Here is a 23,736-nt window from a genome sequence, read left to right as displayed (position 1 = left end):
TTATGTATTCGTTTATTGCAACATCTGCGCTTTTAATCGAATGATTTCATCACGTATCCGCGCTGCTTGCTCGAACTGCAAATCTTTCGAGGCCTTTAACATATCTTTTTCAAGCTTAGTAATATGCTTACTAAACAGTTTAGGATCTGAAAGAATATGTCTTTCATCTGCACTCAATGCTTGTGCTTGTTCAAGTACTTTTTCATCAATCTCGTCGTCTGAAAGTACCTCACCCGAGTCAATTTCTTTGATGACCTGACGAACAGCACTGCGTGGTGTAATACCATGCAGCTCATTAAATTCAATTTGTTTGGCTCTACGACGATCAGTTTCATCTATTGCTTTTTGCATAGAATCGGTAATTCGGTCAGCATATAAAATTGCTTTACCTTTCACATTACGCGCAGCACGACCAATCGTCTGAATGAGTGAACGTTCCGAACGTAAGAAACCCTCTTTATCTGCATCTAAAATAGCAACCAAAGAAACTTCAGGCATATCCAGACCTTCACGTAGCAGGTTAATGCCGACTAAAACATCAAATACACCAGTACGTAGTTCATGAATAATTTTGACGCGTTCAACCGTATCAATATCTGAGTGGAGATAAGCGACCTTAACGCCATATTCTTTTAAATAAGAAGTCAGGTCTTCTGCCATACGCTTTGTTAAAGTGGTAATTAATACCCGTTCATTCAAGTTTTTACGAATATTAATTTCAGAAAGAACATCATCTACTTGGGTTAAGACAGGGCGAATCTCAATTTCAGGATCGATTAGACCTGTTGGACGTACCACCTGTTCAACGATTTGGTCTGACTTTTCTAATTCATATTTAGCAGGTGTTGCACTTACAAAAATTGTCGTCGGTACAATACGCTCCCACTCTTCAAATTTCATCGGACGGTTATCAAGCGCACTTGGCAAACGGAACCCATAATTCACTAAGTTTTCTTTACGTGACCGGTCACCTTTATACATCGCTCCAATTTGCGGAACAGTAACGTGTGATTCGTCAATAATGAGCAAAGCATCTTCTGGAATATAGTCGAATAAAGTCGGCGGTGCTTCACCAGACGGACGCCCAGACAAATGACGCGAATAGTTTTCGATACCATTGGTATAACCCAACTGCTGCATCATTTCCAGATCGTAACGTGTCCGTTGTTCAATACGCTGTGCTTCAAGCAATTTGTCATGTTCACGGAAGAATTTAAGCTGATCTTGTAATTCATCTTTAATTGTATCGATAGCACGGGTCAAATGATCTTTTGGTGTCACATAGTGGCTTTTCGGATAAATCGTTATCCGAGAAACTTTACGAACCATTTTACCAGTTAGCGGGTCAAACCAACGGATTGAATCGACCTCATCATCAAATAGTTCAATACGAATCGCATGTTGATCAGATTCCGCTGGGAAAATATCAATAATTTCGCCGCGAATACGATAAGTACCACGTAAAAATTCAAGTTCATTGCGCGTATATTGCATTTCAACCAATCGGCGGATGATTTCATCTCGACTTACTCGGTCGCCCTCAACCACATGCAGCAACATTTGCATATAAGCATTCGGGTCACCCAAACCATAAATTGCAGAAACCGATGCCACAATAATTGCATCACGACGTTCTAATAAAGCTCGTGTTGCTGATAACCGCATCTGGTCAATGTGATCATTAATGGCTGAATCTTTTTCAATAAACGTATCCGAAGATGGAACATAAGCTTCTGGTTGGTAGTAATCGTAATAACTTACAAAATATTCGACCGCATTATTGGGGAAGAAAGATTTAAACTCACCATAAAGCTGGGCAGCCAAAGTTTTGTTATGAGCCATCACAATTGTAGGTCGCTGTGTTTGGGCGATTACATTTGCCATGGTATAGGTTTTACCTGAGCCCGTTACCCCTAGCAATAACTGATTACGAAAACCATGCTCGATACCATTGACCAGCTTTTCAATTGCCTGTGGCTGATCACCTGCTGGCTGATAATGAGTGACCAGATCGAAAGGTTGATTTTCGTTCAAAGTTATCTCTCTTTATGAAAAAATTGAATTTAACGTCTCCCCCATTAATGGGGATTTTTATCTTAATTTAAAGTGCAAATTGAGTTGGAAATTCAATGTAAAAGATTAAGCATCTTAACACTTGACCAATACCATAATCAGTTGCAACATGAAGCTATCCATTAAATAAAAAGCATAACCATGACCTATCAATATCATGATGAAAGTATTGTAACCGAACTTCCCGAAGATACAGTTTTTGTATTTGGAAGTAACCTTGCTGGACAGCACGGTAGCGGTGCAGCACGCGTTGCCAGTCAACACTTCGGAGCAGTTGAAGGTGTAGGTCGCGGCTGGGCTGGTCAAAGCTTTGCAATTCCCACCCTAAATGAACATATTCAACAAATGCCTCTTTCACAAATTGAGCACTATGTTGAAGATTTTAAAATATATGCAAAAAATCATCCTAAAATGAAATATTTTGTCACGGCTTTAGGTTGTGGCATCGCAGGTTATAAAGTTTCTGAAATTGCACCACTGTTTAAAGATATCCATCACAACGTTATCTTTCCAGAATCTTTTAAACCTTATGTTGAAGATAATGCGGTTTCTGAATTTCCGACATTGACTCAAAAGATGGTAAAAAGTTTCATTAATGATGAGGTTATTTTTTACTTTAATCATGGAAGTGAATCTTTTGAAGAAGCCTTAGATAAAACAGATTTATCAAGTGCCGAAAAAGCGATTGCTCTTATTGTTTTAAATGAAGAGCTATACCCTCGGGATCGTTATGGCCGAGGCCGTGATCATGAGCTGAGTGATATTTTAGGTAAGCTCAATGGTAAAATTTTCGACCTGCACGGAAACTCTGAGGGCGCCATGATTTTTGTAAGTGCTGTGGTTGCACTCATGGAACTTTATGATTTTGATGAGCAAGACTTTATCAAACTCTGGCGTGGTGAAAAGAATATTGATCACCCCATTAATCGTTAATTTTTCTTATAAATTTATGAGTTAAGCAGATAATATCTGCTTTCTCATTATTTTATTTTCACTTACATTTAATCTTTATATTTTTAATTATTCTAATAGATTTAAGTTCTTTAGCTTCCCAAATTCTAATTTTTCTCATTATACTTTAAGGCAAACTGAATACTTAAAGAAACATATGGAAACTTTAGATTCTTCAATTTTTGACCTTAGCCCAATTCCAATGTGGATTGAGGATTTCAGTGAAGTTAAACAACAATTTGATTTATGGAGAAATCAAGGTATTGAAAACCTCCATGAATTTTTAAGTCAAAATAAAAACTTAATCAGTGAATGTGCACATAAAATTAAAATTGTTCGTGTTAATCAAAAAACATTAGAACTTTTTGAAGCAAGAACTCACGAAGAGCTATATTCGAATTTAAATCTTATTTTTAAAAAAGAAATGTTCGAATCACATATTCATGAACTGGAAGAACTATGGAATGGTAAAACTCACTTTTCAAGTACGACTGTAAATTACACCTTATCAGGCAAACGTATTGATGTTCAGCTAAGAGGTTCTATTTTACCCGGCTCTGAATCGACCTTTGAGCGTGTATTAATTACCACCGAAGACATTACGCCCTATCAAAATGCACTTCGTGAGGAAGCAAAAAATCGTCGATTAGCTGAGTCTATGTTTATCTATTCACCCACTTCTCTTTGGGTCGAAGATTTCAGCCGTATAAAAAATAGAATTGATCAACTCAGGTTATTAGGTATTGAAGATTTTAGAACTTTTCTAGATGTCCATCCTGAATTTGTCCGTCAGTGTGTAGAAGATATTCTGATTTTAGATGTTAATCAGGCAACTCTTGATTTATTTAAAGCTTCTGATAAGTCGACCCTTTTAAGAAATACACATAAGATTTTTGCTGAAGAGATGATTGAAACCTTTCGGGAACAACTCATCGAATTATGGCAAGGTAATATTCATCATAAGCGTGAAGCGATTAACTATGCCTTAGATGGGCAAATAAGAAATGTCTTACTTCAATTTACCGTTTTTCCTGGTTATGAAGACACTTGGGGACTGGTGCAGGTTGCACTTACCGATATTACCGCACGAAAAAAAGCGGAAAACTATCTTGAATATTTGGGGCAACACGATGTTCTGACCAAACTATATAATCGCGCTTTTTTTACAGAAGAACTTAACCGTTTAAACCGAAGCATTATTCGACCTGTTTCTTCAATTTTCTTAGATATGAATGGATTAAAAGAAACAAATGATCAGTTTGGTCATGATATTGGGGATGGCTTATTGCGCCGCGTCGGAAATATTTTAAGTCAGGCCATTTTAAATACAGCATATACGGCTTCTAGAATAGGTGGCGATGAATTCGTGATTTTAATGCCGGGGGCAGATGAGGCGAATGTTCTAATTATGCTTCAAACTATTCAAGAACTTTTTAATATCGACAATCAATATTATTCAAGCCACCCAATTAGCATTGCAATTGGACATGCAACAACTCAAGCAAATGAACAAATTGAGGACATGTTAAAGCGAGCTGACCATCACATGTATCAAAAGAAAAAAAGCTATTATCAGGAAATTTTATTTAATCAATAAAAAAACAGGCATATTGCCTGTTTTCGAGATTAGCGTTTTCCCATAGAACGACGAGTACCACGCGGAGGCATCCACGTTCTATCTGCGTATTGCTCTGGTTTTGGACGCACTTGGTTGTGTACCGCGTCGTCGGCTTCATTGCTATCATTCGGCATTGGGAATGGCAATTTCACCAAAGCCTTTTTCTGTTTTGGCTGTTGCTCAGTCATGATTCATTCTCGAAATTTCGATTGCGACCTATTATAAATGATTTTCTCATTTCTTTCTAAAAAAGCTTCAATTGAATAAATATTGCTTAAGGTGATTACTAAACTAAACTTTTTTACATCTGAAAAGGTTCACATCCGCAAATTACTTAATTTTTGCGATAAGATAGTATGCTTTTTATTTTTTAATCCCATAAGAGGAATATTGCCGTGGACGTACGTCTTTCTGATCGTGTCAATGCTATCAAACCGTCCCCTACACTTGCTGTAACCAACAAAGCTGCTGAACTTAAAGCTGCTGGCAAGAATGTGATTGGTTTAGGTGCTGGCGAACCAGACTTTGATACCCCTCAACACATCAAAGATGCTGCAATTGAAGCGATTAATAATGGTTTCACCAAATATACGGCTGTAGATGGTACTCCTGGGTTAAAAAAAGCAATTATTGCTAAGTTTAAACGTGATAATAATCTTGATTATCAAGCGAATCAGATTTTGGTTTCATGTGGTGGTAAGCAAAGCTTCTTTAACTTAGCTCTTGCTCTATTAAACAAAGGTGATGAAGTTATCATTCCAGCACCTTTCTGGGTAAGCTACCCAGATATGGTTATTATTGCTGAAGGTACTCCAGTCATTGTGAAATGTGGTGAAGACCAACGTTTCAAAATTACTCCTGAACAATTAGAAGCGGCTATTACTCCTAACACTCGTTTAGTTGTATTAAACAGCCCATCTAACCCGACAGGTATGATCTATAGCAAAACTGAATTAGAAGCTTTAGCTGAAGTATTACGTCGCCATCCACAAGTGTTTGTTGCATCTGACGATATGTATGAACCAATTCGTTGGGAAGATGAGTTCTACAACATCGCAACTGTTGCTCCAGATTTATATGACCGCACGATTGTTTTAAATGGTGTTTCTAAAGCATATGCGATGACAGGTTGGCGTATTGGCTATGCAGCCGGCCCAGCAAAAATCATTGGCGCAATGAAAAAAATCCAGTCTCAATCAACTTCAAACCCAACTTCAATTTCACAAGTTGCTGCTGAAGCTGCGTTGAATGGTCCTCAAGACGTACTTCAACCAATGATTAAAGCGTTCAAACGCCGTCATGACTTAGTTGTAAATGGCTTGAATGAAATCAAAGGGATTTCTTGCTTGCCTGCTGACGGTGCTTTCTATGCCTATGCAAACATTCGCCCTCTTATTCGCGCAAAAGGCTTAAAATCTTGCACAGAATTCTCTGAATGGTTACTAGAAGAGACTGGCGTAGCAGTAGTTCCTGGTGATGCATTTGGTTTAGGCGGTTTTATGCGTATTTCATATGCAACTGCTGATGAAGTACTCGTTGATGCGTTAGCGCGTATCAAAAAAGCTGCTGACTCAATTGAAGGCGTAGATGCTGCTATCGCTTCTATTGAAGCTGAAAAAACAGCTAAGTAATTTGTAATTTTAAAAAGAGGCCTCAACTTCAAGTTGAGGCCTCTTTTTTTATGAATAGAAAATTAAAAATTTTATTCTTAGCTACTATTTATGACTCAGCAGAATTAAATAAAGCCTCGACCTCAGCTTCAGTCATTTTTTTTGTATTATTTTTAAAAGCATAAAAACTAGGTTTTGAATCAATAAAAATTTCCAGATCTAACTTTAAGTCATTTACAGGTTCATCTAAAGAAAATGCATTAATGTTGCAGTAGCCTTGATCCTTAGTTCTCCAAAAAATTGTAGTTCCACAAGCGTTGCAAAAACCTCTTTCTCCCCATTCGGAAGAGTTAAAAATACTCAGATGCTCTTGTTGAATAAACTTTAGACTGCCTTGTACAACATCAATCGTCATAATAACACCACTGGTTTGTCGGCGGCACATCGCACAATGGCAAACATGGACATCATGATTTTTTAGCTCTACCTCAAATGTAGTATTACCACATAAACATTGACCGTTCATTATTATTTCCCATTGATAAGTTTTATATTTTTAATTTCATAAAATATTCTGTCTAATTAAAATTTACAAGTTTATAAACTATAACTGAACTTATCACTCCATTTTTCTAACTTGACAATAGTACTTTTACATCATAATTTAAATCTAAGTTCCATTTAAGAACTTACAAAATTAAAGGACTCAAAAATGAAAAATCCCATGGAAATGACTGGTCTTGAATTTTTACAAGCGATGATTGATGGCCATATTCCAGCAGCAAGTATTAGTAAAACTATACCCATGCAACCTACTGAAATTTCAGAAGGTTCTGTTACATTCAAAGCCCAAGCAGATCATAATCATCTAAATCCGCTAGGCGGCGTACATGGGGGCTTTGCTGCTACAGTTTTAGACTCTGTGACTGGCTGTGCCGTACACACCATGCTACCTGCTGGCGTAGGCTATGGAACTATCGACCTCAATGTAAAAATGTGTCGTCCAATTCCAAAAAACCATCCTTTAATTGCAACAGGTAAAGTCATTAACATAAGCAAAAATTTGGGTATTTCCGAGGGTAAAATTATTGATGAGGAAGGTAAACTGTATGCCTATGCAACAGCAACCTGCATGATTATTCGCCCATAGTCATAAGAGGCAGCCTTACACCGCTGCCTTTTTTATTGAGTAATCTGGATTATCTGGACGATCACAAGTTTGCACCACTATATAAGGTGCCCAAATATTTTTAAGTTGAAGTTCTATAACTTCCTGATGTTCAGTAGACCAAGCTAGAACTTTATTTTTACCCAGCAGTAACTCCCCTTCTAATTGAAAAATATATAGGGGTTTAGATTGATCTAATACTTTTGAACTTTTTAAAACTTTTAGTGAACTATGCACATTCCATTTAGAACTAAACCAAAGCTGCAATAAATCACCTAAATACAAATCCTGCTTTTTAAAAGGATAAGCATCAATCGACGCACCCTTTACAGGTGTGTAATAAGAGTCTGGTCGACTTAAAATATTGAGATAATTGCGTTGATAAAAATCAAAATTAGAAAAAATAGAAGCAATAGTAAGTGTTTTCATACTTATCTCCGATTTAGCCATTTTAGTGCTGGCAAGTTGGTTTAAATCCACACTGTTTGGATTTCTCCAAACACTTGTTCTTGTTTAAATCTAGCAATTGAATTTTTAAAGTGCAAGTAATTTACTCCAACACCTTCCAACTGATCAAATAAAAAGCATACAACACAAAAATGAAGGCAACATAGCGATTTTCACTTGACCCTTCTCAAAATCTCCTTATAATCGCATGCAGATTCTCCCATAGCTCAGTCGGTAGAGCGACGGACTGTTAATCCGCAGGTCCCTGGTTCGAGCCCAGGTGGGAGAGCCAAATACTAAAAAGCCCGCAGCATTAAAGCGGGCTTTTTTTTGCCATAAATTTATCAATAACTATAAAAAATCCCCTATCATGACGTAGAGGATTTAATGATTAATCTACTAGTTTCATTCAATGACCTAATCCAAATCAAAAAGAGATATCACTTTCAATCCTCTTCTTAGGTCATTTTTAAACTTATTATTCTACTTCAACAACTTTTAGGGGATTAAAGGACTGAGAAGTCGGCATCATTTCAATACGGTTAATATTAATATGTGAAGGCTGTGATGCGACCCACGCTACCGTATTTGCAATATCTTCAGGCAAGATTGGGTTCTTTTTATCATATAGACTATTTACCTTTTCCTGATCGCCCTTGAAGCGCACCAAAGAAAATTCTGTACCACCACAAAGACCTGGCTCAATATTAGTTATTCGAATACCAGTACCAGAAAGATCAGCTCGAAGATTTAAACTAAATTGCTCTACAAATGCTTTGGTTGCCCCATACACATTACCACCCGGATATGGGTATGTACCTGCAATTGATCCCATATTGATGATTAAACCTGACTTTTTCTTCACCATATTCGGTAAAATTAACCGCGTAACGGTAATCAATCCTTTAATATTGGTATCTACCATGGTGTACCAATCATCCAAATCTGATTTATCCGCTGGCTCCAGCCCTAATGCTAATCCGGCATTATTAACTAATAAATCAATTTGACTGATTTGGAATTCGGTTGGTAAATCAACCAATGCTTTATTTATATTTTCTACTGTATCTGTCATATCAAATACGAGTGGATAGAATTTTTCACCAAGCTCTTGTTGTAATTCTTTTAGCTTTTCTGCCCGTCTTCCACATCCAATAACCTTATAACCTAACTCAATCAGTTTTTTTGAAATACTATAACCAAAACCCGCAGAAGCGCCTGTAACTAATGCTAACATTCTTATATCCTTAAAATATTCGACTACTTTAGTTGAACCGATTATGAACAAACCTATCTTTATATTTACATAATATTCGTTATTACTTTCAAAAATAAAAGAATTTTCTAAAAAATTTAATTATGGATAACAATATTTAAGGAAATGAATTATATAAATATGACTTATGAAAACGGTAAAAGAATCAAAACAGCATATCCCAAACTAAAATAGATTATAAAAATAATTAAAAATTAAAGAGTTAAAATAAAAAAAGTTTACCTAGGAAGATAAACTTTTTTGATTATGCAGGTACGCCGCTGTGAAAACGAAAGGTATCGTCAGGCGTTAAAATCAGGTTCTTTTCAACCTCACGAATATGCTCAATGCGCTGCTGAATATCCTCTTTAGGATTTTTCATTTTTGCAGTTTTTGCAACATCAAGTGCAAGTGCCAAATAGTCTTCAAAATGACGAGACTCTGACTTAAGCAAATAGCGATAATAGCGTCCCAACTCTTCATCTACACGTGGGGCAAGTGCATGAAAACGTTCGCATGAGCGAGCCTCAACAAAAGCACCTACCACAAGTACATCAATTAAAGCTTCCGGCTCATAAGTACGAATTTCTTTACGCAATCCACCTGCATAGCGCCCTGCACTTAAGCCATCCCATTTCTGACCACGCTTGGCCATTAGCTCAAGCACTTGTTCATAATGGAGCATTTCTTCCCGTACCAGTTGTGCAAGCTTCACTTGCAAATCAGGGAAAAAGCTATAGCGGAACATTAAGTTCATTGCTGTACTAGCTGCTTTTTTTTCGCAATTAGCATGATCTTGCATCAAGATATCTAAATTATTGACCGCCTCATCTAGCCATGCCTTTGGAGTTTGACATCCTAAAAAGGCCAAAACAGGTTGCATTAGTTCATCGTAATTGATACTCGACATAACCAATTATCCTGCCACCTGAATTGCTGCTTTCATATCTTTGACAGCTTGAACAAGACCTACAAAAATGCTCTCAGCAATAATTGAGTGCCCAATATTTAATTCATGAATTTGTGAGATAGCAGCAATTGGAGCAATATTTTTAAGGTTAAGTCCGTGACCCGCATTTACCACCAAACCTTTTGAAGCTGCGTATTCAACACCTTTAATAATACGTGCCAACTCAGCCTGTTGGTCTTGCTCCGTTGCCGCATCTGCATATGCACCCGTGTGCAACTCAATCGTAGGTGCGCCACATGCAACTGCTGCATCAATTTGAGCTAGATCAGCATCAATAAATAATGATACGTCGCAACCAATAGCGGCTAAGGTCTGAGTTGCAGCTTTAACTTTTTCAAAGTTACCTACTACATCCAAACCACCTTCAGTTGTTACTTCTTGGCGTCTTTCAGGAACGAAGCATACATGCTGTGGCTGAATTTCTTTCGCAAACTCGACCATTTCATCAGTAACAGCCAACTCTAGATTCATGCGTGTTTTTAGTAATGGTCGCATACGACGTACGTCATCATCCTGAATATGGCGACGGTCTTCACGCAAATGCAAGGTAATCCCCTCTGCACCAGCTTGTTCACAAATAAGAGCAGCTTCTACAGGGTCTGGGTAAGTAGTACCGCGCGCCTGTCTTAAAGTAGCAACATGGTCTATGTTTACACCAAGCAATGCAGCCATAAAAAAATCCTAATTACGATTGAGTTTGAGTATTTTGAATCCACAATTGTCGACTTTTTAGGGGACGATCTCCTAAAAGCGATGTAATCATTTGACGGTATAGTTTACCTAATAATTGTAATTGTTCGTGAGAAAAATCCTGCCCTTGCTCATAATCCACCATAGACAAAATCGCTTTTCCTGACAAAGAGGAACGACTCGCCTGCGCAACAAGAGCAAAACCTTCGGTCACTTGAAATTGATAGAACTGATGAGCCTGTATTGGCTGCTGCTGAGTATCAATTGAAAAATCAAGTGCGTACCCAAGTTCAGGCAAAAGCACATGTTCGAACTGGCGTAATATCTGTCTTAAAAAAAGATCGGGTTGATCAGTAGAAGCGAGCTGCTGTAACTGCAATAGAGTTAACTGATATTGCTCAAAAGATTGAGGCATTGCCTCTTCAAGTGGGCATAGCCGAAGAATGATTTCACTTAAATAAAATCCGGCAAAAAAGGCGTCACCAAAAAAGAAAACAGGCTGATTTAATATTTCTAACTTAGTAAAGTTCTTCAGCTCACTTTTACCAGTTGCTTGCAATCGGATAGGTTGATACTGAGGGGGCGGAGTCTGTCTTAAAATACCATCGACTCGCCCATACTCCTGAGTAAAAAGATGCACAATATGACTTTTTTCACGGTACTTACGGTGATGAATCATATATCCATGGAGGACTTCATTGCGCATCATAAAAAGAAACTATTCCTCAGATTCTTTTTCTTTTTTGTCATCATCACCATCAGGAATCACCGCACCTACAACAGCCGCTGTACCTTTGACAACACCTTTTGTAGTTTTATAAGCGATACCTACTGGTACGGTTACAAGCTTATATACACAACCTTGTAACATCAATGTACATCCAATTATAGCGACCAATGATGTAATTGTTTTCATACCAGTATCCTTATCCTTTAGATATCACTATATCCTAAGCTTTTTAAGGCACGCTCATCATCAGACCAGCCACCCTTCACTTTTACCCAAAGTGTAAGCATAATTTTTTGCTCAAACATCTTTTCCATGTCTTTTCGAGCGTCCATACCGATTGTTTTAAGCTTGGCACCTTTTTCACCAATCACAATCGCTTTTTGGCCGGCACGATCTACAAAAATCGTTGCATCAATATAGGTACAAGCTGGTTTTAAGCGACCAGTTTTCTCATTAACAGCAGCCTCTTCCGTTTTGAAAGATTCAATTTGTACTGTTAAATCATAAGGAAGCTCTTCACCTAACTGACGCATGATTTTTTCACGAATAATTTCGCTAGCTAAAAAGCGTTCAGAACGGTCAGTAATCTGATCAAATGAATACAAAGGTGCTTGATAAGGAAGATACTTCTCAATCGTTTCACTCAAGTGTTCAAGATTTGCTCCGCGTAATGCAGATACAGGAACAATCTCGGCAAAATTCATAAGCTTGGCACGCTCTTGAATTAAAGGAAGAATATCTCTTTTATCTTCAAAAGTATCAGCCTTGTTAATCACCAAAATAACTGGCATTTCAGCATTCTTGAGTTTTTCAAGTACTAAGTCATCATTTGGGGTCCACTTATAAGCATCAATAACAAATAAGACCAAATTGACGTCACGTAATGCAGAATGAGCTGCACGGTTCATCATTTTATTAATAGCGCGTACTTCTTTTTTATGCATACCTGGGGTATCTACATATACCGCCTGCATTTTTTCACGCGAATCAATACCAATAATTTTATGACGTGTTGTTTGAGGTTTACGCGAAGTAATCGAGAGCTTTTGACCTAATAAATGGTTCATGAGGGTAGATTTACCCACATTTGGACGTCCTACAATCGCCACAAATCCGCTCTTAAAATCCGAAGGAATTGTTACGCCTTTGGAACTAAAAAATTGATCAATCAGATTATTAGGATCTTGGTTATCATTTGAATCTGGATTGATTTGATCAGAATGCATCGACATGCAGGTTATTGCTCCAATAACTTTAAAATTTCCGCCGCTGCTGCCTGCTCGGCAAAACGACGACTTGAACCCTCACCATAAATCTTTGATAAACCATCTATCAAACATTCAACTTTAAAGTGCTGGTGAGGTGCATCACCCTGAATATCTACAACCTCGTAAACAGGGAGAGGTTTTTTACGTGCTTGTAGATACTCTTGTAAACGTGATTTCGGGTCTTTAAGTTGATCCGTAGGTTCAATATGGTCTAAATAGGGTACATACCATTTTAGCACAATATCTGTAAGTAAGTTGAGATCACCACTATCAATATAAATTGCACCAATAATGGCTTCTACCGTGTCAGCTAATATTGACTCACGATGATGACCACCAGATTTCAACTCACCCGTACTTAATATTAAACACCGACTAAGTTGCAAATCGGTTGCAATCTTACCTAAAGCTTCCTGACGGACTAAAGTCGCTCGCATACGCGTTAGGCGACCTTCGTTTTCATTTGGATAGGCATGATATAGATAATTGGCAACAATCATGCCTAATAATGAATCGCCTAAAAATTCCAAGCGCTCGTAATTGTATTTATGACTCACCGAACGATGAGTCAAAGCTAACTGTAACAACTCAAGCTGCTTGAATTGATATCCGATGCGACTCAATAAGCGAGGATCACTTAGTTTGAACTGATGTTTTATCAAAACTCTTCTCAAATGTTAAAACTAAATCAATATTTGATAAGAAAGGTTTTCTTACTTCATATTTCTTTTTGACTGTCAGACCAGACTGATTAAACACTTGCGCAATCTCTTTAAAGTGGAGATCACGAATATTGTTCATTTCCAGTCGCTGATCCATTTGCGTCACAAACTTCTGTGGTGTGATCTCAGAAGAGCTTTCTTGTAAAAGCTCTTCTATTTGACTATTAATCAATCGATCATCCCAATATGCTGGCCAAACTGCAAGTACAGCTTTTACTGCAACTGCAAATATAACCACCCCAAATAAAATTGCTAAATACGAAGTACCTTGTTGTGCCTTACGCATTTCTTTTTTTCCTAATGGTTGTTTTTAATCTATTTTTCCATTTCGGCCAAAGTTAGGAAGATGTAAACCCGGTTCTTTATGCATCCAGACATAGAATGCTCGCCCTGTTAAATTTTCTTCAGGAACGAAGCCCCAGAAACGACTGTCTGCACTTTGATCACGGTTATCTCCCATTGCAAAGTAATGTCCTTTTGGAACAGTCACTTCCCAATATAAACCGTCTTGGTTTGCATATTTACCATTTTCAACATAGTTGATAAACGGTGCTTGACGCGCCACATTTACGCCTTCAAGCTCACGCATCGTAAAGGTGTGTTCACCTACTGTCTCTTTATGATAAATAGACGTTGGGGTATCTAACACATCTTTTTCGCGACTAAACTGTGTTAATACTTTCGGTACTTTTTGTCCGTTAATAATCAATTGTCCATGATCATAAACAAGATGATCACCCGGCAAACCGATTACACGTTTAATATAGCTAATGGTAGGTTGAGGTGGATAACGGAACACAATCACATCACCACGCTTTGGTTCTCCCACCTCAATAATTTTCTTATTGACGATAGGTAAACGCACACCATAATCAAATTTATTCACCAGAATAAAATCACCAGTTTCTAGGGTAGGTACCATAGAGTCTGATGGAATATTAAATGGTTCATAAAGAAATGAACGAAGCACAAGCACTACAGCTAAAACTGGCCAAAAGTCATAGGCCCATGTAATAACAAAATTTTCGTTCCCGCGCCCTTTATTTGCACGCTGTTTGAATACAAATTTATCTAACAACCACACTGCAAATAGAATCAGCGTAACTGGAACAAGAATTAAATTAAAATCAAAATCCACACGACCTCACTCGCAGCCTAGCTGCTTGTCTTAAAGTGGGGGAAAAGTAATATCTTACTTCTCCCCCCTCATTTCTTATCTTTCTACTTTCAATACAGCCAAGAACGCTTCTTGTGGAATTTCAACACTTCCCACTTGTTTCATACGTTTCTTACCCTCTTTTTGTTTAGAAAGTAGTTTTTTCTTACGTGAAACGTCACCACCATAACATTTCGCTAATACGTTTTTACGCATTGCTTTTACAGTAGAACGAGCAATAATTTGTGCACCGATAGCCGCTTGAATAGCAACGTCGTACATTTGGCGAGGAATCAAATCTTTCATTTTCTCAACCAATGCAATACCACGATGACGCGCGTCATTACGGTGACAAATCATAGCCAAGGCATCAACCTTGTCACTATTAATTAATACATCAACCTTAACTAAAGCTGAACTTTCGAAACGCACAAAGTTATAGTCTAGCGATGCAAAACCACGAGAACATGATTTTAATTTATCAAAGAAATCCATAACGACTTCAGCCATCGGGATTTCAAAGGTAATAGAAACTTGATTACCCAAGAATTTCATATCTTTTTGAACACCACGGCGTTCAATACATAGGGTCATTACATTCCCTAAGTACTCTTGAGGAACAAGGATATGACATTCTGCGATCGGCTCACGCAAATCTTCTACAGTAGATCCATCTGGCATTTTTGATGGACTATCGATATAAATCGTTTCGCCCTTCTTGGTTAATGCTTCATAAATTACGGTAGGTGCAGAACTGATGAGATCAAGGTCATACTCACGTTCTAAACGCTCTTGTACAATCTCCATGTGTAGCATTCCTAAGAAGCCACAACGGAAACCAAAACCTAATGCATCTGAGCTTTCTGGTTCAAAGAATAAAGCCGAGTCATTGATCTGCAATTTTTGTAACGCTTCACGGAATGGCTCAAAGTCACTCGCATCAATCGGGAAAAGACCAGCATAAACCTGCGGTTTAACCTTTTTAAAACCTGGTAAAATTGCAACATCAGGTGTAGCAGCAAGGGTAATAGTGTCACCTACTGGTGCACCAAAAATATCTTTAATACCCGCAATAACAAAACCTACTTCACCAGCTTCAAGAATATCTGTTTCAGTATGCTTAGGATTAAATACACCCACTGAAGTTACCGGATGAGTTTGTCCTGTCGATTTAACCAACATTTTGTCGCCCTTACGGATACGACCTTGTTTAATACGTACAAGAGAAACTACACCTAAGTAGTTATCAAACCATGAGTCGATAATTAATGCTTGCAATGGAGCATCACGATCGCCTTCAGGCGCTGGAATAACATCGACTAAACGTTCTAAAACACCTTCAACACCCAAACCAGTTTTTGCTGAACAAGTCGGTGCATCTGTCGCTTCAATCCCGATGATTTCTTCAATTTCATGAATTACACGTTCAGGTTCTGCCTGTGGTAAATCAATTTTATTTAAAATAGGAAGAACTTCGAGACCTTGTTCAATTGCGGTATAACAGTTTGCAACTGATTGTGCTTCTACACCTTGTGCAGCATCTACAACCAAGAGTGCACCTTCACATGCAGCTAATGAACGAGAAACTTCATACGAGAAGTCTACGTGTCCAGGAGTATCAATAAAGTTAAGTTGATATTCTTGACCATTCGGATGAGTGTAATACAGCGTGACAGAAGCGGCTTTAATGGTAATCCCACGTTCACGCTCAAGCTCCATTGAGTCTAAGACTTGGGCTTGCATTTCACGATCTTGTAGACCACCACACATCTGAATAAAGCGGTCAGCCAATGTAGACTTACCATGGTCAATGTGAGCAATAATCGAGAAATTTCGTATATTTTTGATATCGACGGATTTTTTAGCTTGCGCCATGGGTTACCTTGAGAAAATATAGAGTGCTATGTAGCTTGTTTTAATACACAGCCAAAGCAGTTAAATTAATTGCGTGCGATTATAACAGATGGATATTTTAAAGTATCCAAAATAATCATGAGCTTTGTACTTATGTTTTTAATAAGGCCAATGTAGCCCAATTCCTTCTTGAGCAACCTCATGTATAAGAAACAGTAAAATCATAAGGATTTATGCTTGAATCAAGCGGCTTGTATGCATGGGTAAAAGTTGGAGACATTCGTTTTGGGCGTCCTGTGGCAATTTCAATACATGCCCATTTTGTATTTCCAACAAATAATACAGCCTGATCGGATGGACGGAAAAATACATACTGGCGGAAAGAATAAAGAGCGTTGATATCATCCAACCATGTGCGTAATACAATTTGTTCGCCTTCAAATGCAGCTTTACGATATTGCACATGATGCTCAACCGCGACCATTGCATGTTTTAACTCGAGGTATTTAGTGACCCCTACTCCTAACGTTTCAACATGAGCAGCAGCTACATCCTGCATCCACTGTACATACATCACATTATTCACATGTCCTAACGCATCAATATGATGTGGCTGTACCTGAATATGTAAATCAAAAATACTACTCACGAATGTTCACACTCTTATTTATTAACTTTTAAACTGAAATAAGTGTAGGTAGATATCACTATACGCTCAAGATAAATAACAAAAAACCACCCATGTTTAGGGTGGCTCATTGTTTCTTTTTTAGTTTACTGAATACGTAAACCAAGCATTGCGCGTTGTCCCTGACGAATAATTGCAACACGTGCTACCGTATTTTTTTGTAAGTTAGAAACAACTTTTGCAAAATCCTGACTATTTAAAATCTGGTTATTGTTGACTTGAACAATCACATCACCCGGAATGATATTTGACAATGATGCCAAACCGCCACGACGAACATCTTGTACATAGATGCCGCCCTTTACACTTAAAGCACTTTTTTCTGGTTCAGCCAAATCACGAATGCTCATTCCTAGAACTGGACCTTTAGATACAGCACTTTGTGCACCTGTCGCAGGTGTTTCATCTGGAGCAGTCGTCAAAGTTGCAGAAATATTACGAGTTTTATCATCGCGTAATACTTCAAACTGAACTGTTTGATTCGGCTGTACTTTGTTTAATGCATAGAGTAACTCACTGGTGCGTGATACCGGATTACCGTTATATTTCAAAATCACATCTCCAGCTCGCAAGCCTGCTTTTTGTGCAGGCGAGTTCGGAGAAATTTGAGTAATTAAAGCACCTTCAGGTTTTGGTAACTTGTAAGCATCAGCAAGGTTTCGGTCAATGTCTTGCATCATCACACCAAGATAAGAGCGCGTTACCTTACCTTTAGTTTTAAGCTGTTCGGCTACATCCATAGCTACGTCAATCGGTATAGAGAAAGACAAGCCCATATAGCCGCCAGTACCACTAAATATTCGAGAGTTTACACCGACCACTTCACCATTTTGGTTAAACAATGGACCACCAGAGTTACCTGGGTTTAGCGCAACGTCAGTTTGAATAAATGGCACCGACGTTTCACCACTCATATTTCGTGATTTAGCACTGACAATACCTGCCGAAGCTGAATAGTCAAAACCAAACGGCGAACCAATTGCTAAAACTGGCTCTCCCACTCGTAAGCGGTCAACGTTTCCTACTCGTAAAGCTGGATAGCTATTTCCGGTCACCTTTAATAATGCAACGTCTGTACGCTCATCACTACCTACCACCGTTGCATCAATTTCACGACGATCATTTAAAGTGATACTGATGCGTGAGGCATTTTCAATAACATGATGATTTGTCAGTAAATAACCATCTTTACTAATAAAAAATGCACTACCGTATGCGGTTTTTTCTTGTGGACCTTGTTGCTGCGGAATGATGACCTGATTTCCAAAGAAACGTTTTAAAATTTCAGGAACTTGCTGCTGCAACAATTCATCCTGAGTCATTTTCTTTACGACGTTTACACTCACCACGGCTGGACTAACTTGTTCAACGAGGTTTGAAAAATCAACAGTAGCATTTGCTTGAACAGCAGCAACTGTAAATACCGCTGCATACATTCCTTGTTGTAAATAGCGAGTTTTCATTCGGTGCTCACCCACAATTGGTCTACGAGAATAAGAATAAAACTGTTGTATCACAACGCCTTGGGGTTGTGCGTAACAATATGTTTATTTGTAAGGCATCATCACAATGATTATTTTACGCATTGCAACTTTTTAAGCCAATTGCAATTTTTCTCTGAGTTAGAGCGCTTAAGCTCTTGCCTTTTTAGATAAAAAGGGGTGTCATTAGCGGACGTTTTAGATTGTTGCGAATGGACATGCCTAATTTACAGACAATTCACCACTTTGACGTGATTATTGTGGGCAGCGGCGGCGCTGGTTTAAGTCTGGCTTTATCGTTACCAAATCATTTTAATATTGCAGTTTTAGCCAAAGCTGCTTTAACCGAAGCAAGTACCTTCTACGCTCAAGGTGGAGTTGCTGCTGTTCTTGATGAGACTGACTCTATTCAACAGCACATTAATGACACTATGATTGCAGGTGCTCATTTATGTGAAATGGATGCGGTACAACATACCGTAGAAGGTGGTCGCCCTTCTGTAGATTTTCTTTTAAAGCAAGGCGTGCAATTTACCTTAGATGAAGATGAACAACTTCATTTAACCCGCGAAGGCGGTCATTCACAGCGTCGCATTATCCATTCTGCTGATGCAACAGGCAAAGCCATTTCAACGACTTTGGTTGAACGCGCCAAAGAACGTAAAAATATTACTATTTTTGAAAACTATATTGCGATTGATTTAATTACTTCGCAAAAATTAGGACATGTTGACCAAGCGAACCGTGCTATTGGTTTATATGCATTAGATGAAAACACAGAAAAGGTTCATACCTTCCTTGCACCATTTACCGCGCTTGCTTGCGGCGGTGCAATGAAAGCTTACCTCTACACATCTAATCCAGATATTGCCACTGGTGATGGTATTGCCATGGCTTACCGTGCAGGTTGTCGTGTTGCGAATATGGAATTTAATCAGTTCCATCCAACTTGTCTCTATCACCCCCAAGCTCGCTCATTTCTAATTACCGAAGCAATGCGTGGTGAAGGTGCTTATTTACGCTTGCCAGATGGCGAACGTTTCATGCTGCGTTTTGACGATCGTGCAGAACTGGCTCCACGCGATATTGTGGCACGTACCATTGACCATGAAATCAAACGCTTAGGTATTCGCCATGTGTGGTTAGACATCACGCACAAATCACCAGAGTTTATTAAAGAACACTTCCCTACACTTTATGCGCGATTGCTTGAATTGGGCATCGACATTACCAAAGATATGATTCCAGTGGTGCCGGCAGCTCATTACACCTGTGGTGGTGTTGTGGTTGACTCAAATAGCCAGACCGATATTGAAGGCTTATATGCTATTGGGGAAACGTCTTATACCGGTTTACATGGTGCAAACCGTATGGCGAGTAACTCATTACTTGAATGCTTCGTCTATGGCATGAGTGCAGCAAAAGACATCGAAAATAAATTTGATAAAGATTTAAAACTACCAGAAGTACCAAGTTGGGATGACTCTCAAGTCACCAATCCAGATGAAGATGTCGTGATTTTACAAAACTGGGATGAGTTACGTTCTACGATGTGGAACTACGTTGGTATTGTAAGAACCACAAAACGTTTAGAACGTGCTTTACACCGTATTGAAATGTTAAAGCGTGAAATTACCGAATATTATCAAGACTATCGTGTTAGCAAGAACCTGATTGAACTGCGTAATCTTGTTCTCGTATCTGAAATGATTGTCCGTTGTGCGATGCAACGTAAAGAATCACGTGGTCTACATTACACACTCGATTATCCTGAAACCTCGAGCGAAATTCGTAAAACTGTTTTAACACCTCCAAACTTTGCAGTAGAACAGCCATTGGTTAATACAGAGCTGTAATTCTTATAAAACAAAAAAAAGCACAGTTCAGGCTGTGCTTTTTATTTGGTTTGATATTTATGATTTAGGTGGAATTGAGTAAGTCGCGGTTACATGTGCAACAGGTTCATCCAAACCGACTGAATAAATCCAGACTTCCCCCACAACCAGACTCTTTCCTACTTTCATGAGCTTACACTCACTGCGTAAGTCTTGATCACCCGCAGGTTTGCGTAAAAAGTTAATATTAAAGTTGGTGGTCACAGCTAAACCAATAATTCCGATTTCACCTAAGATAGCAATATATAAAGCAAAATCAGCCAAAGTCATCATGGTTGGACCTGATATGGTGCCACCGGGACGTTGATGTCTTTGATCGACATGATAATAAACAACCGCAGCTTTGGGCGTGACTGATTCAATAGTGCAATGTTCAAGACTTGGCGGAAATTCTTTTTCAAGAAATTCCACGATTTCTTCTTTTGAGCTTTTCATCCTTGTTATTCTTCAATCTATAAATCATATGTAAGATAGCATAAGAAAATAACAGATATTTTCTATGACGATTCAAACCAGAATTGTCATCATTTTTAACCACTCTCATAAAAATAAGAGTGGCCAATCAATTTTTATCCTAAATATTGCAAAGCTTGCTCAAACACCTGATCAGGACTTTGTGTAGCATCTAAACGCTTAATCCGTTCCGGTTCAGCTTTCCATAAGGTTTCATAACCTTCACGAACCTTAGTAAAGAAACTTAACTTTTCTTGTTCAAAACGGTCTAAAGCTCCACGTTCACGCGCACGATCCATCCCGAGTTCAATCGGGGCATCTAACCAGAAAGTCACTTCTGGCATGCGTGAAACAAAGTTCTGATTTAAAAGCTGTAACTTATCTTGGCTTAAACCACGACCAGAACATTGATAAGCAAAACTTGCATCGGTAAAACGATCACTTAAAACAATTTTGTTAGATTCTAAAGCAGGCAAAATGACCTGTTGTAAGTGCTGGGCACGTGCCGCATAAATGAGTAATAGCTCGGTATCATGACTCATGTTTTCATCATGATTCACTGCCAAAAGCATAGAACGTATCTGTTCAGCTAGCGGAGTACCACCTGGCTCTCGCGTTAAAACAACTTGTTTGCCTTGCTCTTCAAAATGCTGATGAATTTTTCGAATAAGCGTAGTTTTACCTACACCTTCCGTGCCTTCAAAGCTAATAAACATCTCTTTTCCTTATTTCTTCGATCTCAACACGGATAAATAGTCTTGCACCGCTTGATTATGCGCTTGCAAGCTTGCCGTAAATTTATGCCCACCATTGCCAGTTGCTACAAAATAGATGTTGTTTGAATCATCTGGATGCAATGCAGCTTCAATTGCTTTTTGGCTTGGCAAAGCAATTGGAGTTGGCGGTAAGCCATTAATAGTATAGGTATTATATGCTGTTGGGGTACGCAGGTCTTCTCGGGTAATGTTTCCCTTATAGTTATTGCCCATACCGTAAATAACTGTTGGATCCGTTTGTAAACGCATACCAATTTTTAAACGGCGGACAAAAACCCCAGAAACTTGTGTAAGTTCACTATCTAAACTTGTTTCTTTCTCAACAATAGAAGCCATAATTAATGCTTCATATTTATCTTTATAAGGTAAATTCGGTGCACGATTTGCCCAAGCTACGTCTAGAGCTTTCATTTGACGATGATATAAATCGGTAAGAATTTTCTTGTCAGTCTCGCCTTTGGCAAAGAAATAAGTATTCGGCGCGAACAAGCCTTCTGGATGATCGTAAGGAATCCCAAGCGCCTTCATAAGCTGATCATCAGGTAAATCTAATATTGTATTTTTTACATTTTTATCATTTTTGAGTGCAGTAATAAGCTGCTTAAAAGTTGTACCTTCAATCACCAAAACACGGTTCATCTGAGCATTATCAGCGTCAGATAACATCTCTAATACTTCTCTTACACTCATACCCTGTTCAATTTCATACACACCAGCTTTCATGCTGTCATGAATCATAAATTTCTGATAAAGCTTTAATACCACTGGAAAGCTAACTTTGCCCTCTTTCGCCAACCGATCAATAAAACCAGAATAGGTTTCACCAGATGTAATGGATAACATCTGTTTTTTGCCTTCAATTGGATAAGCTTTAAATAGACTCGACCATAAAATGGCAAAAGTAGAAATTAAAACAATAAACAGGCCAATTAGAACCAATCGCTTAGAAAATTTTGGAGCTTGTTTTTTGTTATTTTTCTTGGCGTTTTTTGCTTTCGCATTCACAGGTGGCTTCGGCATATTAATGAATCTGATTTAAGTTAAGGAGATGAAATAAATCTATGCATGCCTGTGTTTCTAACGTTTTCTCTCCTAAATGAGTGACCACTCGCATAGGATGTAAAGCATTACAAAAGAATAGACTTTGTATTTCAGATACTTCATCTAGCTCAATTATACGTACTTCACAGGCAATTCCATGGTGCTGCATACGCGCTAAAATTTCCGCCCGCATTACACCGTGGACGCCATTATAGCGAAGTTCAGGAGTAATCCATCTATCATTTAAACGAATAAAACAATTACTGCTGACCCCTTCAACAATATAACCTTGTACATCAGTAACTAATGCTTCAGCCCACCCTAGTTGATCTGCTTCTTTTTTTAGCAATACCTGTTCAAGGCGGTTTAAAGATTTAAGCCCAACTAAGCTTGGCATAGTTAAACCTAAGGCTTGATTTAAAACGCCACACTGAATAAAGTCCGGCTGAAATGGCTCTAAGGCTTTCGGATAAAACCAGATATAAATATCAGCATTATGCTTTGGCAAACTATAACCACGGTCACCTATCCCACGACTAATCACAATTTTTAAAGTGCCATTGAGCACAAGATGCTGCTTTTGTAGTTGCTGCAAACTCTGTTCTATCAATTCAAAATCTGCAGTTAAAGACAGTTTTTGACATGCAAGTTTTAGGCGTTCCCAATGTCTTTCTTTAAGCTCAATCTGGTTTTGAAAAACATGAATTGTGGTGAAGCACCCATCTCCATAATGAAATGCTCGATCTAGTAAAGGAATGGTTTCAACAGGTTGACCATTTTTAAAACACCACATGTTTAATCCACCCTTTGCTTAAAACGATCCAACAATACAACACCTTTCATTTAAATAATAAATGACTGATTTTAAAAAATTATACCGATTTCGTATC

General features: G+C 38.3%; 24 protein-coding genes, 1 tRNA gene and 2 pseudogenes. 6 read left to right on the top strand and 21 right to left on the bottom strand.

The window, feature by feature from the left end:
• Positions 1-12: 12 nt before the first annotated feature.
• Positions 13-2,034: an excinuclease ABC subunit UvrB gene (uvrB, locus tag ACB088_RS02405; RefSeq protein WP_003650334.1), complete on the bottom strand. Its 2,022-nt coding sequence runs from the start codon at positions 2,032-2,034 to the stop codon at positions 13-15.
• Positions 2,035-2,214: 180 nt separating this feature from the next.
• Between uvrB and ACB088_RS02400 the strand changes: the two genes are divergently transcribed.
• The gene (locus ACB088_RS02400) at positions 2,215-3,006 is read left to right on the top strand and encodes a hypothetical protein (RefSeq protein WP_005045867.1); all 792 of its coding nucleotides are present in this window, start codon (positions 2,215-2,217) and stop codon (positions 3,004-3,006) included.
• A gap of 175 nt (positions 3,007-3,181) precedes the next feature.
• Positions 3,182-4,618 (top strand): annotated as a pseudogene (locus tag ACB088_RS02395) (diguanylate cyclase domain-containing protein); the annotation flags it as partial.
• A gap of 32 nt (positions 4,619-4,650) precedes the next feature.
• On the opposite strand, the gene ACB088_RS02390 reads toward ACB088_RS02395, so the two are convergent.
• Positions 4,651-4,830, bottom strand: a complete 180-nt coding sequence (locus ACB088_RS02390; RefSeq protein WP_005038911.1) for a hypothetical protein — start codon at positions 4,828-4,830, stop codon at positions 4,651-4,653.
• Between the two features lie 207 nt (positions 4,831-5,037).
• Here ACB088_RS02390 and ACB088_RS02385 point away from each other — a divergent pair, with 207 nt between their 5' ends.
• A complete protein-coding gene (locus ACB088_RS02385; protein WP_375037896.1) occupies positions 5,038-6,273 on the top strand; it encodes a pyridoxal phosphate-dependent aminotransferase in 1,236 nt (411 codons plus the stop codon).
• A gap of 88 nt (positions 6,274-6,361) precedes the next feature.
• Here the strand turns inward: ACB088_RS02385 and ACB088_RS02380 are convergent, their stop codons facing one another.
• Positions 6,362-6,778 (bottom strand): GFA family protein, encoded by a 417-nt coding sequence (locus ACB088_RS02380; protein WP_375037895.1) that lies wholly within the window; start codon positions 6,776-6,778, stop codon positions 6,362-6,364.
• Positions 6,779-6,964: 186 nt separating this feature from the next.
• Here ACB088_RS02380 and ACB088_RS02375 point away from each other — a divergent pair, with 186 nt between their 5' ends.
• Positions 6,965-7,402, top strand: coding sequence for a PaaI family thioesterase (locus ACB088_RS02375; protein ID WP_005045861.1), 438 nt, complete (start codon positions 6,965-6,967; stop codon positions 7,400-7,402).
• A 15-nt stretch (positions 7,403-7,417) separates the two neighbouring features.
• Here ACB088_RS02375 and ACB088_RS02370 read toward each other — a convergent pair whose 3' ends face one another.
• Positions 7,418-7,849, bottom strand: coding sequence for a hypothetical protein (locus ACB088_RS02370; RefSeq protein WP_375037894.1), 432 nt, complete (start codon positions 7,847-7,849; stop codon positions 7,418-7,420).
• 41 nt (positions 7,850-7,890) lie between these two features.
• Positions 7,891-8,031: pseudogene (locus ACB088_RS02365) on the bottom strand (hypothetical protein); the annotation flags it as partial.
• Between the two features lie 52 nt (positions 8,032-8,083).
• Between ACB088_RS02365 and ACB088_RS02360 the strand changes: the two are divergent.
• Positions 8,084-8,159: transfer RNA gene (locus ACB088_RS02360), tRNA-Asn, on the top strand.
• A gap of 186 nt (positions 8,160-8,345) precedes the next feature.
• Here ACB088_RS02360 and ACB088_RS02355 read toward each other — a convergent pair.
• The 12 genes from ACB088_RS02355 to ACB088_RS02300 form a co-directional block, all read right to left on the bottom strand.
• Complete coding sequence (locus ACB088_RS02355) at positions 8,346-9,104, bottom strand: SDR family oxidoreductase (RefSeq protein ID WP_375037893.1); 759 nt, start codon at positions 9,102-9,104, stop codon at positions 8,346-8,348.
• 283 nt (positions 9,105-9,387) lie between these two features.
• The gene (locus tag ACB088_RS02350; RefSeq protein ID WP_133747124.1) at positions 9,388-10,032 is read right to left on the bottom strand and encodes a tRNA-(ms[2]io[6]A)-hydroxylase; all 645 of its coding nucleotides are present in this window, start codon (positions 10,030-10,032) and stop codon (positions 9,388-9,390) included.
• Between the two features lie 6 nt (positions 10,033-10,038).
• Positions 10,039-10,764 carry a pyridoxine 5'-phosphate synthase gene (gene pdxJ / locus ACB088_RS02345; RefSeq protein ID WP_003650315.1) on the bottom strand — a complete coding sequence of 242 codons (726 nt, stop codon included), beginning with the start codon at positions 10,762-10,764 and terminating at the stop codon, positions 10,039-10,041.
• A gap of 13 nt (positions 10,765-10,777) precedes the next feature.
• Entirely contained in the window at positions 10,778-11,491 is a 714-nt protein-coding gene (locus ACB088_RS02340; protein ID WP_151743904.1) for a DNA repair protein RecO, read from the bottom strand.
• Positions 11,492-11,500: 9 nt separating this feature from the next.
• Positions 11,501-11,698, bottom strand: coding sequence for an NF038104 family lipoprotein (locus ACB088_RS02335; RefSeq protein WP_004643661.1), 198 nt, complete (start codon positions 11,696-11,698; stop codon positions 11,501-11,503).
• A 17-nt stretch (positions 11,699-11,715) separates the two neighbouring features.
• Positions 11,716-12,738 (bottom strand): GTPase Era, encoded by a 1,023-nt coding sequence (gene era / locus ACB088_RS02330; RefSeq protein ID WP_080028321.1) that lies wholly within the window; start codon positions 12,736-12,738, stop codon positions 11,716-11,718.
• Positions 12,739-12,749: 11 nt separating this feature from the next.
• Positions 12,750-13,442, bottom strand: coding sequence for a ribonuclease III (gene rnc / locus ACB088_RS02325; RefSeq protein WP_004643662.1), 693 nt, complete (start codon positions 13,440-13,442; stop codon positions 12,750-12,752).
• The gene (locus tag ACB088_RS02320) at positions 13,414-13,788 is read right to left on the bottom strand and encodes a DUF4845 domain-containing protein (RefSeq protein ID WP_375037892.1); all 375 of its coding nucleotides are present in this window, start codon (positions 13,786-13,788) and stop codon (positions 13,414-13,416) included. The genes rnc and ACB088_RS02320 overlap by 29 nt, the downstream gene beginning before the upstream one ends.
• Positions 13,789-13,812: 24 nt before the next feature.
• Positions 13,813-14,640: a signal peptidase I gene (lepB, locus tag ACB088_RS02315; protein WP_375037891.1), complete on the bottom strand. Its 828-nt coding sequence runs from the start codon at positions 14,638-14,640 to the stop codon at positions 13,813-13,815.
• A 75-nt stretch (positions 14,641-14,715) separates the two neighbouring features.
• A complete protein-coding gene (gene lepA, locus ACB088_RS02310; RefSeq protein WP_003650302.1) occupies positions 14,716-16,533 on the bottom strand; it encodes a translation elongation factor 4 in 1,818 nt (605 codons plus the stop codon).
• Between the two features lie 178 nt (positions 16,534-16,711).
• Positions 16,712-17,161, bottom strand: a complete 450-nt coding sequence (locus ACB088_RS02305) for a thioesterase family protein (protein ID WP_045429619.1) — start codon at positions 17,159-17,161, stop codon at positions 16,712-16,714.
• A gap of 125 nt (positions 17,162-17,286) precedes the next feature.
• On the bottom strand, positions 17,287-18,663 hold the full coding sequence (locus tag ACB088_RS02300) for a Do family serine endopeptidase (RefSeq protein WP_045429606.1): 1,377 nt from the start codon (positions 18,661-18,663) through the stop codon (positions 17,287-17,289).
• Between the two features lie 230 nt (positions 18,664-18,893).
• Here ACB088_RS02300 and nadB point away from each other — a divergent pair, with 230 nt between their 5' ends.
• Positions 18,894-20,537, top strand: coding sequence for an L-aspartate oxidase (gene nadB / locus ACB088_RS02295; RefSeq protein WP_056481442.1), 1,644 nt, complete (start codon positions 18,894-18,896; stop codon positions 20,535-20,537).
• A gap of 57 nt (positions 20,538-20,594) precedes the next feature.
• Here the strand turns inward: nadB and ACB088_RS02290 are convergent, their stop codons facing one another.
• The 4 genes from ACB088_RS02290 to pabC all read right to left on the bottom strand — a co-directional run bounded on the left by ACB088_RS02290 (position 20,595) and on the right by pabC (position 23,639).
• Positions 20,595-21,011, bottom strand: coding sequence for a PaaI family thioesterase (locus ACB088_RS02290; protein ID WP_375037890.1), 417 nt, complete (start codon positions 21,009-21,011; stop codon positions 20,595-20,597).
• A 134-nt stretch (positions 21,012-21,145) separates the two neighbouring features.
• Positions 21,146-21,745 (bottom strand): dTMP kinase, encoded by a 600-nt coding sequence (tmk, locus tag ACB088_RS02285; protein ID WP_375037889.1) that lies wholly within the window; start codon positions 21,743-21,745, stop codon positions 21,146-21,148.
• A gap of 9 nt (positions 21,746-21,754) precedes the next feature.
• Positions 21,755-22,825, bottom strand: coding sequence for an endolytic transglycosylase MltG (gene mltG / locus ACB088_RS02280; protein WP_375037888.1), 1,071 nt, complete (start codon positions 22,823-22,825; stop codon positions 21,755-21,757).
• Between the two features lies 1 nt (position 22,826).
• Positions 22,827-23,639 (bottom strand): aminodeoxychorismate lyase, encoded by an 813-nt coding sequence (gene pabC, locus ACB088_RS02275; protein ID WP_375037887.1) that lies wholly within the window; start codon positions 23,637-23,639, stop codon positions 22,827-22,829.
• Positions 23,640-23,736: the final 97 nt, after the last annotated feature.

The sequence above is a fragment of the Acinetobacter sp. RW6 genome, assembly GCF_041956835.1.
GTDB lineage: Bacteria > Pseudomonadota > Gammaproteobacteria > Pseudomonadales > Moraxellaceae > Acinetobacter > Acinetobacter calcoaceticus.
The sequence above is the reverse complement of the archived record's forward strand: the minus strand, read 5'-3'. Positions and strand labels throughout refer to the sequence as shown.